Origin of the sequence: Armatimonas sp. (assembly GCF_043760365.1) — a bacterium.
Lineage (GTDB): Bacteria > Armatimonadota > Armatimonadia > Armatimonadales > Armatimonadaceae > Armatimonas.
Genome location: NZ_JAYUPA010000900.1, coordinates 1 through 8,415, shown reverse-complemented (window position 1 = coordinate 8,415; position 8,415 = coordinate 1). Strand labels below are relative to the sequence as shown.

The following is an 8,415-nucleotide window of genomic DNA, read 5'->3' as shown; positions in this document are numbered from 1 at the left end:
AAGAGGACACTCGTAGTGCACCTGACAGCCGCCCACTACGAGCAAGCCTTTCATGAGAACGTCGGCGATGCCCTGCATAGCCTGAACCACTACGAGAGCACCCCCGCCTACGCGGCGTATCGGGCGGGAAAGTACATTGAGCGGATGCTTATAGCGGGGGAAATCCTCGCCCGTGCGAATCCGACAGATGCAAACTATAAGCTACTGAAAGCACTGGCCGACCAAGCGGCAAAAGTGAAGGAGAGCCCCGTCGGCGATGATCCTGTAGAGATAGCGAAGAGCTTCAGCACGTACAATGCTGGTGCGAACCTGCAGTTGCGTGCGGCGATCCTGAGGTTCGGCGCGGAGCTGCCCGGAAAGATTCGAGGATGAGCACCTCCTCCGCGTCTTTGGCCACGCTCCTCCGCCGAGATGTCGCCGCGTTCAACCGGACGACAGCAGGCCCGCGAGCCGAGGCTCCTCTTGACCTGCGCAACACCGATCTGCGTGGCGCTGACCTGCGCCTGGCGAACCTAGACAGTGTCGATCTGACCAGCGCCGATCTGGGAGGGGCTGATCTTCGGGGAGCCCAGCTCACGAGTGTGGTGCTGGAGGCCGCCAACCTACAGGGCGCACAGCTCGGGGGCGCGACTCTCACGTTCTGCAACCTGGTGGGCGCGGACCTGAGCCACGCCGATCTCACTGCCGCAACGCTGAAGTTCACGCGCCTGGAAAACGCGGAGCTGAGCGGCGCACACTTCAACGATGCCCACGCTGAGGGCTGCGATGGCTCACGCGTCAATGCCATCGGCACACACTTCGACGGCGCGGAGCTCAAGGATGTCCTGCTGAACTTCGCTCGCCTGGCGGGCAGCAGCTTCCACCATGCACGTCTCACGACGTGCTCCTTTATCGAGGCCGACCTCACTGAGGCGAGCTTCGAAGATGCCACTCTGTCCGACTGCACCGACATGAACTCGTTCGCAGACGGCACTTCCTTCAATCCCAACAAGAAAGGTTCTCAGAAACAATAGCACTCTTGGGTGCTATTGGTACTAACAGAAAGGTTTTTTAGAATGATGAAACACACTGGTTTTCGATTTGCAGCGGCACTCCCGCTCGTTGCTCTCTTCGCTATTGCCCCTAGTGCACGGGCTCAGGACACGAACGCGAGGGTCATGGACATGATCTACGCCAAGCTCCGAGTTATCTGCGGGGATAATCCCAAGACATCGGGCACGCCTAGTACGTCGACATTGGTTCTCCTAAGGCCTGGTATCGCCATGGACTTTAACGAGACCGATGCCAAGAACGAAAAGTATGTCAAGGAAAGAATTTCGATCACCGCCAATCGCCTGCCCAATGCCTCCTATTTCTATGAGACAAGCTTAACTAGTCTTGAGGATGTCTGGGAGAGTATCCTTAAGTACCATCAAACGGCTCCTACCACGATCACTCCTGCAGAGCAACAAAAGATGGAAGAAGCAGAGGCCTTCCTCGCGAAGAAGGTTAGTGTTGAAATAGAGGATCCCGATGACGAGACCGCAACCAAAACCAAGACATTTAAATCCCGCCAGAGTTGCTATGACTATTTTCAAAAGCTTAGTGATGCTGCCGATAAAGCCTATGAAATAGACAAGGACGCGGCCAACCTCTTGAAGAAAGCACCCACTAGAGCGCTCCTTCGCGAGAAAGAAATAGCAAATCGTGCCTTTGCAGACACTAAATTGGGTAACCGAGATCGCGTTCAGGTAGCGATCCAAACGGTGGCTGAGTGTGTAGGGCGAGACCCAAAGACCTTCTGGTTTAAGGCGGATACTGAGTTTAAACAGATGGAGTTTGATGGGCTAAATGGCAAGAAGTTCCACGAGATCTCTACCGACCCTACCTACGATATCTGGTCAAACAAAGAGGGCTGGACAAAGATCACCATGGACAGTAGCACATCGGACTACTCTTCGGCCTCGAAGAGCTTTAGCGCCTCGGTAGGGGGAGGTGGGGGCTGGGGGCTTTTCAGCATCTCGGGCTCGGGATCTACCAGCGAGAGCCAGCAGTCCATGCAGATGGCAAATACCAAGTGCAACATTACCTGCGAGGTCAAGCGTGTTCAGATTTTTCGTCCTTGGCTAAACGGGATTGTGTTTGGTGCGCCCTGGTGGAACTTCAACAGTGATCCGATGGCGGCACCGTTTCTGAACCTGAGCACGGGGCTTGGAATCACGGATGGTGTTCCTCGAAAGAGTGCCACTGGAGCCACGGAGCTGATGCCATTAGTGCCTACCGAGTTTCTCCTTGCCCGAAATGTCAGGATCACAGCAGACATCGGTATGGCAAACGCACAGGCAATGCAAAAATCTGTCACCGCGGGCGGATCCGCGGGCTGGGGCCCGTTTGCTGTCAGCACCTCCGTCACGACAAGCAGTAGTTCGGCGAGTGGGAAATCGGACATTGGGGCAAATGGGATATCCTTTACGGGAGTTCAGATTATCGGGGTAATTTGTTCTGTCCAGCCCAAGATCCCCAATCCTGATCCGAAGCTCTTTCCAAAGAAATAGCTTTCCCTCACCCTTATTAGAGTGAGTGGCCGAGGCCACTCACTCTCGTCCGCAAAGTAAGTAAAATTAATAATGAAATTTACTCATTTTCGATTTGCGTTCTGCCTGCTGCTAATTGCGCTCTCGGTAACTGCTAGCGGAAATCCGGCGCATCAAGAAGATAGCAATGCTAGGGTCATGGACATGATCTACACTAAGCTCAGGGTTATTTGTGGTGAGAATCCAAAAACAATGGGTAAGCCAGGGACATCCACATTGATTCTCTACCGTCCGGGCATTGCATTAGACTTCAACGAGCAAGATAAAAAAAATGAGAAATTTGTCAAGGAGAGGCTGTCAATCCTTGCCAATCGTTTGCCGAGCGCCTCTTATGATTTTCAAGCGCATATAAACAGCCTGGAGGATGTCTGGAGCGCGATTCTTCAATACGAACAAACTCCCACCGTTTCTACTATAAGCCTGGATCGTCAGAGGGATGTGACAAAAGCGGTAGAATTTCTCAAACAACCTGTTGTTGTTAGCGAAACGGAAAAATATAAAACTCGCCGGGAATGTTACAACCACTATCGGAAACTCTATGATGATGCCTTTCAAGCCTACCAGGACGCAAAAGACGAAGCGAATAAGACAAAGGTAGCGCCCAATGCGAAGTTCGCTCAAGCGATGAAAGAGACGGATGCAGATTTCAAGGATCCTGCGAAAGGGAACAAAGAGCCCGTTGAGATAGCCATGGAGACTATTAACGAGAACTCAGGTAGGGATCCGAAATCCTTCTGGTTAAGGGTTAAAGATGAATACAAGGCCAATAGTTTCGTAGGGCAATTTGGTAAGGAGTACCATGAGATCTCAACTGACCCTAGCTACGATATCTGGTCAAACAAAGAGGGCTGGACAACGATCACCATGGACAGTAGCACATCCGATTACTCTTTGGCCACGAAGAGTTTCAGTGCCACGGGAGGGGGAGGCAACTTTGGGCTCTTGAGTGTAGGAAATGGGGTAGAGAGTTCGAAATCCATAAAGATGGTGAATACGGCGTGTAAGATTGAGTGCGAGGTTAAGCGTGTGCGTATCAATCGTCCTTGGCTGAACGGGGTTGTGTTCGGTGCGCAGTGGTGGCGTTTTGGCGACGATCCATTGGCTAAACCATTCCTGAACCTGAGCACTGGATTGGGAATCACGGATGGCATTCCTCGAAAAAATAATGTGGGAGTGTTCGAAGTAATGCCGTTGTTACCGACAGAATTTCTGTTGGCCCGAAATGTCAAGATCATAGCAGCCATCGGTAAAGCGGACGTAGAAACCGTGACCAAGACCATCCAAGGCGGTGGCTCGGTGGGTTGGGGCCCCTTTGGCGGGAAAACAGCGATTGGCGTCGATGGGATATCCTTTACGGGAATTCAGATTATTGGGGTGATTTGTGCTGTCCAGCCAAAGACGCCCAATCCTGATAACTCCTTGTTTAAGGAGGCCTCTACGTACAAAGTTACAGCATATTTCGATATCCATGACTCGGATGATGGAAGTTTAGACAACACTGTTGAATGTTTTGGTGAGCTGCGTATTAACGGTGACAAGGTCTGGGAAATCCCACGAGACCAGGCGGACAACACGAAGCGCGAAAAAGGTCAGACCATCGATGTGAAGGCAAATACCGGCGGGGAGATTGAGCTACGCTCGGACATGCTCAACCCCACGGAATATCTAATCTCAGGACGCCTAAAGGATAAAGACGTCTCGACTGCTGATGATATTCTCTGGGAGGGCATGGACTACAAGCTTGACTTAGAGAAGCTTGCCGGAAAAGGGCCACAGATACTTAAGGGTGCACAAGCGCATCTCATCATTCGTGTAGATCGTCTCTGAAGTCAGAGGACATGATTCATCCTGGCACTTAAATGAAACTAAAACTTATTGTTCTCGTCTTCGCCCTGCTGCTCTCGCGGATTGCCTCTGCGGCGGTGGACATCTGGCACGCTGTTGAGGGCACTAATGCGCCCAGCTTCCGGCTCTCTATCGGCTGGGGCGTTCCTGGCAAGCAAACCGAGGCAGAAGGCCCGAACAACGACGACATCGAGAGTGTCCGTAACTGCCTGCTGGATAGTGACGGTCACGTTATCGCCGTGCTGAACGGCCTGGACTACTTTCCCGGCCAGAACAACGGCGGCATCAAGACAGTCTGGGCCCCCAACAGCTCCGTGGTCTTTCTGGAGCACCAGGGCAAGTGGAAGCCCAACGCCCTCCTGCTCGTCTCCGCGAGCGGCAAACAAGCCAATATCACCGCCACGGTCTTCGCCGACGCTCTGAGCTTTCTGAGGCGCAAGGCCGACCCGGAGTTCTCGAAAGCCGAGAAAGACACGAGCTTTATTATGAACCGCGTGCTCCTGACGCCAGGGAAGCTTACCGTGCTGCTGGAAGTGGGCGGCGGAAAAGATGTGGACTTCCGCGACTGGGTGGAGCTGCGCTACTCTGTGGAATCGTCAGCAAGGGGCATACGCCTCACAAGCTACGAGGCCCTCCAAGGCTGAATCGTAATCCGCCGATTGAAAGTGGGCGTCTAAGAGCCTCGTGCCTCGGCTACGAAGTCGCTCCGCGACTGAGAACTTAGGAACTCAGTAGTCGCGGAGCGACTTTCTGGCCGAAGGCCCTCAGACGCTCACTTTCAGTGGGCGGATTACGATTCAGGAAAATAGCTCAAGGCCGTTTGGAGTTGAGCTTCAGAGTGATCAGGCTCGGGTCGGCCTTGATGTCTTTCTCCGTGAAACGCACCATGCGCCACTGCTTGGCACCAAAGAGCTGGGTCTGGTCGGCAAACTGGGGCGAGCGCGTGTCGCCGGATTGTGAGTAGGTGAGGATCGCCTTGGCACGCGGCCCCTGGCTGGTGTACTCCAGCGCCATCAGGAAGCTACTTCCTTGGTTGACGGGGTAACCTTCCTTGGTAAGCGCACGGCTTCCGACCACTTTTGCCGGACTGGCAAAAGGCTCCAGCGTGGAACGGTTGGTGCCAAAGCCCACCACGTTGGTCAGGCCCTCAAAGAGACCATCGCCGCCGTGGACAGGAATCCGCCCCGGCTTGGCGCTGGCGTACTGCACCTTCCCCAGCGGCGTGTCGAGCGCGAGCCTGGCGTTCTTGAGCACGAGCACCGCCTTGCCCAGGTTCACCAGTGCCGTCTCGCTTGTCGCGAGCTGGGTGGGAGTTATCACGGGCTGTTTCGGGTCGAAGTCGGTCGCGAAGAGATTGCCCGCCTTCTGCGTATCGGCGGGGGCATAGAGCGTGATGAACTCCCGCCAGAGCACCGCCCCGACGCTCTCCGTGTTGTACTTACCATCCCATGCCGCCAGTATCTGCGCCGCGTGAGAAAGATCTACCGTCTGCCCCTCAATAGTCACGGTCCCGGCTGCCTTCGCCCTCTCCGCGACTTCCGCTCGAAGCAGCTCCGCCGAGAGGCTACGGTTGCTCACTGCCGCCGCTGCCAGCTCCTCCAACGAAAACTTACCATCCGCACCCGCCGGTCCCTGAGGGCTGGTGTCGTCAAGAAGGCGGGCGTTCATCCGGGTTCGCAGCGACCGCGCTGTCTTCTCATCCCCCTGGAGCGGAGAGAAACCCGTGATGGTTTGTTTCGCATGGCTTAACCAGTAGCTATCGTTGGCATTAAAGACATAGTCCCGCCGCTCCAGCATGGGCATCTTCGCGTAGGGCACTACCCCCGGCCGGGTACTGGGGTCGTTTAGCCACTCATTCACCGACGTACTACCGTCGAGTAGAGGCACGCCTCGCTGCCACGCCAGGCGCACGAGAAAATCCGACTCCAGGCGCTTGGCAAACGCCGTGGTGGCGGTGGCACTGAGATGGGGCGTGGCGGCGGTGTCCGCGTACCATGCGCGTCCATCGGCGCTCGTGGCAATCGTGTTCACCCACGGAATCGAGTTGAAGCGCGCATGGGCCTGCTTGAGGTCATCGAGGCTCTTCGCTAGGTCCATTGCCCGCCACTGCTCGTAGAACTGGGTGTTGTTGGCGTTGGCATCGCGCACACTGACCGCGCGCTTAGCACTCCACTCAAACCCGGCAATATTGACCATCGGGCCGTAGTGGCTGGAATAGACGGGGTGCTCCTCTTGCTTCACGGAGCCATCTGCCTGGCGGACAGCGATCTTGAGCTGCTTGACTGTCATCTCCCGCTCTTTGCCATCATAATAATAGCGGGTCGGGTGGCCAGCAACGAGGTCCAGGGTATACAGAACAAACCGCTTGCCCGCCGAGACCGTGTGAGTCCATGCCACAGCGTCGTTGAAGCCGATCAGCACGCCCGGAATGCCCAGCAGGCTCACCCCATAGACATTGAGCTGACCAGGAATCGTGAGGTGCTTCTCCCAGAAGCGATTAGAGCCCGTCCACGGGAAGTGTGGGTTGGCCACCAGCATCCCCTTACCCTGTTCCGTGCGCTCGGAACCCAGCGCCCAGCCATTGCTCGCCATGGGAAACTCCGGCACGGGCAATCCCTCTGCCACAGGCTCCAGCCCGGACTTGGGCGGCGCAGCACTGGCAATCAGCTCGGCCAGGTTTGGGGTCGTCGCGATCACGGAGAGGTTGTAAGCAAGCAGATCGACAGCCGAGATCTCGCGCACCCACTCGGTTCCCAATCCCCAGCTTGCCACGCTTTCCGGCCCTTTCTCCTTCAGGTAGGCATTGTAGCCCGCTGTGAAGCCATCTACCGTCTCTCGGATCTCCGGCGTGAGCTTAGGATAGAGCGCCTGCGCCTGCTCGACAAAACCCAGTGCGCGAAAGGCGATATCACTGCTGACATGGCGGTTACCCGGCCCCGCGCCAAAGTAGCGCGCCCGCTCGCCACGCACCCGGATCACCTGATCTGCCAACGAGCCGAGGTGGTCTTTGGCAAACGCGTAGCCCTCGCCGTACGAGAGGCTTCCCCAGTCCTTGGCCGTGATGTGGGGAATCCCGTACTGAGTCCACCGAATCTCTGCCTCATAGACCTTGGGGGTCTGCATCATACACAACACAACGGGAAATACCATCATCGCTCTCTGCTCCTTTGCCCGGGGCATTTTACCCTAGCGAGGAGCAGTACAATGTACTGCGGCTTTCACATGATCAAAAAAAAACATCGGAGCCTTTTGCACGAATCGTTGGTTCGCCCAATGGAATTGGGCGTCATCAGTAGCCTGCGGCTGCAAAGCCCGGGTACCCTCTGGGTGCGGGCTACCGAATCCCCAGCCTGGAACGGGCTTTGCGGCGGAACGCCATTGCAGACGCCGGTTTCCAACCGGCGGCGAAGCGATTCATGAAAAAGGTACCACCCTCTTTGATTTTACGGTTCCCACAGGCACGACCCTCTCGGGCGAGCTGATGGGGCTGGATGAAGATGTCTCCAAAGACTGGAGCAAAGTGGATGCCAAGTTCAGCAAAGTGGATGCCAAGTTCAGCAAAGCGGGCGACGATGCCTCAGATGGCCTAAAAGGGCTCGGAGGCAAAAAAGGAGCAGCGGTCGGGAGCCTTCTCAAGACCATGGTCGGCGTGATCGGCGGTGTCGCGACGCTGGACGAAGACGATATCCTCAGGCAGGAAGGTTTTCCGGAGCTGACGGTTCGAACGCAGCGAACGATCAGCAACTCCATGCCCTTCAAGAACTCCAGTTACTTTGGCTCTGATTGGAACTATAGAGTCAAGTATAGCATCAGTATCACACCGACGAATAACCAGCCGAACCTTTAGGATCGCAACGGTAAAAAATAAGTCGTGGAGAATGAGCACATGGCAATAATAGTTCCCCTGGCTTCGGCCCAGACAATTAATGTAACAGTAGACGGCGATGTCATCCTTTTTGTAGGGCAGCCCCCGGTGGAGCAGCGGGGTATGGTACTG

At 55.6% G+C, this 8,415-nt stretch carries 7 protein-coding genes; 6 read left to right on the top strand and 1 reads right to left on the bottom strand.

The annotated features are described in order from the left end of the window. The 5 genes from ACH2EH_RS22550 to ACH2EH_RS22530 all read left to right on the top strand — a co-directional run. Positions 1-372, top strand: a 372-nt coding sequence (locus tag ACH2EH_RS22550; RefSeq protein WP_395145287.1) for a hypothetical protein, incomplete at its 5' end; no start/stop codon positions are given. After that, positions 369-1,013, top strand: coding sequence for a pentapeptide repeat-containing protein (locus ACH2EH_RS22545; protein ID WP_395145285.1), 645 nt, complete (start codon positions 369-371; stop codon positions 1,011-1,013). The genes ACH2EH_RS22550 and ACH2EH_RS22545, both read left to right, overlap by 4 nt. 42 nt (positions 1,014-1,055) lie before the next feature. Then, positions 1,056-2,534: a hypothetical protein gene (locus tag ACH2EH_RS22540; RefSeq protein ID WP_395145284.1), complete on the top strand. Its 1,479-nt coding sequence runs from the start codon at positions 1,056-1,058 to the stop codon at positions 2,532-2,534. 72 nt (positions 2,535-2,606) lie between these two features. Continuing rightward, positions 2,607-4,400, top strand: a complete 1,794-nt coding sequence (locus ACH2EH_RS22535) for a hypothetical protein (RefSeq protein ID WP_395145282.1) — start codon at positions 2,607-2,609, stop codon at positions 4,398-4,400. Positions 4,401-4,432: 32 nt separating this feature from the next. Continuing rightward, a complete protein-coding gene (locus ACH2EH_RS22530; protein ID WP_395145280.1) occupies positions 4,433-5,062 on the top strand; it encodes a hypothetical protein in 630 nt (209 codons plus the stop codon). Positions 5,063-5,228: 166 nt separating this feature from the next. Here the strand turns inward: ACH2EH_RS22530 and ACH2EH_RS22525 are convergent, their stop codons facing one another. Beyond that, entirely contained in the window at positions 5,229-7,571 is a 2,343-nt protein-coding gene (locus ACH2EH_RS22525) for a penicillin acylase family protein (protein WP_395145278.1), read from the bottom strand. A 328-nt stretch (positions 7,572-7,899) separates the two neighbouring features. Between ACH2EH_RS22525 and ACH2EH_RS22520 the strand changes: the two genes are divergently transcribed. After that, positions 7,900-8,265: a hypothetical protein gene (locus ACH2EH_RS22520; protein WP_395145276.1), complete on the top strand. Its 366-nt coding sequence runs from the start codon at positions 7,900-7,902 to the stop codon at positions 8,263-8,265. The last annotated feature ends 150 nt before the right edge of the window (positions 8,266-8,415 follow it).